This window comes from Rathayibacter sp. AY1C7 (assembly GCF_002931865.1).
Taxonomy (GTDB): Bacteria; Actinomycetota; Actinomycetes; order Actinomycetales; family Microbacteriaceae; genus Rathayibacter.
Window position 1 is genome coordinate 1 of record NZ_PSWB01000055.1, and the last position, 2,049, is coordinate 2,049.

Sequence of the window (2,049 nt, forward strand, 5' to 3'; positions counted from 1 at the left end):
CACGACCGAAGCCGTGAATCTAAGATGCTCGCGTCCACTGTGTAGTTCTCAAAATACGGGCGGTATCCCTCTCCCACACACCCAGGCGTGAGAAAAAGATCCGGAGAGTCGACCCCGCCACCCGAAGGCAGCCGGCCCGGTCCCTCAGGACCCAACAGCGTGCATGTACCCGACTCCACCGCCCCGACGCGTTCCCAACCCGAAGGCTGTACTGACGCGAGACGATCTCACCGAGCACCTAGTTCAATGTTCCACCCATGAGCTACCAGCAAAGACATTCGCTTTGATCTGGCGCCTGGAACACCCTGCGGTGTCCAGATGCTCCTTAGAAAGGAGGTGATCCAGCCGCACCTTCCGGTACGGCTACCTTGTTACGACTTAGTCCTAATCACCGATCCCACCTTCGACAGCTCCCTCCTTGCGGTTAGGCCACTGGCTTCGGGTGTTACCGACTTTCATGACTTGACGGGCGGTGTGTACAAGGCCCGGGAACGTATTCACCGCAGCGTTGCTGATCTGCGATTACTAGCGACTCCGACTTCATGAGGTCGAGTTGCAGACCTCAATCCGAACTGAGACCGGCTTTTTGGGATTCGCTCCACCTTACGGTATCGCAGCCCTTTGTACCGGCCATTGTAGCATGCGTGAAGCCCAAGACATAAGGGGCATGATGATTTGACGTCATCCCCACCTTCCTCCGAGTTGACCCCGGCAGTCTCCTATGAGTTCCCACCATGACGTGCTGGCAACATAGAACGAGGGTTGCGCTCGTTGCGGGACTTAACCCAACATCTCACGACACGAGCTGACGACAACCATGCACCACCTGTATACCGACCTTGCGGGGCAACCATTTCTGGAAGTTTCCGGTATATGTCAAGCCTTGGTAAGGTTCTTCGCGTTGCATCGAATTAATCCGCATGCTCCGCCGCTTGTGCGGGCCCCCGTCAATTCCTTTGAGTTTTAGCCTTGCGGCCGTACTCCCCAGGCGGGGAACTTAATGCGTTAGCTGCGACACGGAGACCGTGGAAAGGTCCCCACATCTAGTTCCCAACGTTTACGGCGTGGACTACCAGGGTATCTAATCCTGTTCGCTCCCCACGCTTTCGCTCCTCAGCGTCAGTAACGGCCCAGAGAACTGCCTTCGCCATCGGTGTTCCTCCTGATATCTGCGCATTCCACCGCTACACCAGGAATTCCATTCTCCCCTACCGCACTCTAGTCTGCCCGTACCCACTGCAGGCCCGAGGTTGAGCCTCGGGTTTTCACAGCAGACGCGACAAACCGCCTACGAGCTCTTTACGCCCAATAATTCCGGACAACGCTTGCACCCTACGTATTACCGCGGCTGCTGGCACGTAGTTAGCCGGTGCTTTTTCTGCAGGTACCGTCAAGCCGAAGCCCTTCTTCCCTACTAAAAGAGGTTTACAACCCGAAGGCCGTCATCCCCCACGCGGCGTTGCTGCATCAGGCTTTCGCCCATTGTGCAATATTCCCCACTGCTGCCTCCCGTAGGAGTCTGGGCCGTGTCTCAGTCCCAGTGTGGCCGGTCACCCTCTCAGGCCGGCTACCCGTCGTCGCCTTGGTGAGCCATTACCTCACCAACTAGCTGATAGGCCGCGAGTCCATCCTTGACCGAAAAACTTTCCACCCGCACCCGATGCCGGGGCAGGTCGTATCCGGTATTAGACGCCGTTTCCAGCGCTTATCCCAGAGTCAAGGGCAGGTTACTCACGTGTTACTCACCCGTTCGCCACTAATCCACCCAGCAAGCTGGGCTTCATCGTTCGACTTGCATGTGTTAAGCACGCCGCCAGCGTTCGTCCTGAGCCAGGATCAAACTCTCCGTAAAAAAATTACGACCCCCAACCCCGAAGAGAAGGAGAGTCAAGTTTGACCTCTAGCAAATAAGACATCGCTCCGACCCGAAAGCCGGAAGCTGACATCAATTTCCAAAGGAATCCCAACCCGATCCGAAGATCAAGGCCGGGGTATAAAATTGGCATTGAACATAGTGCACGCTGTTGAGTTCTCAAGAATCGGACACAT

At 56.2% G+C, this 2,049-nt stretch carries 1 rRNA gene; it reads right to left on the minus strand.

Annotation, left to right across the window (positions count from 1 at the left end):
• Window positions 1-329: 329 nt before the first annotated feature.
• Window positions 330-1,852 (minus strand): 16S ribosomal RNA (locus tag C5C69_RS16535).
• Window positions 1,853-2,049: the final 197 nt, after the last annotated feature.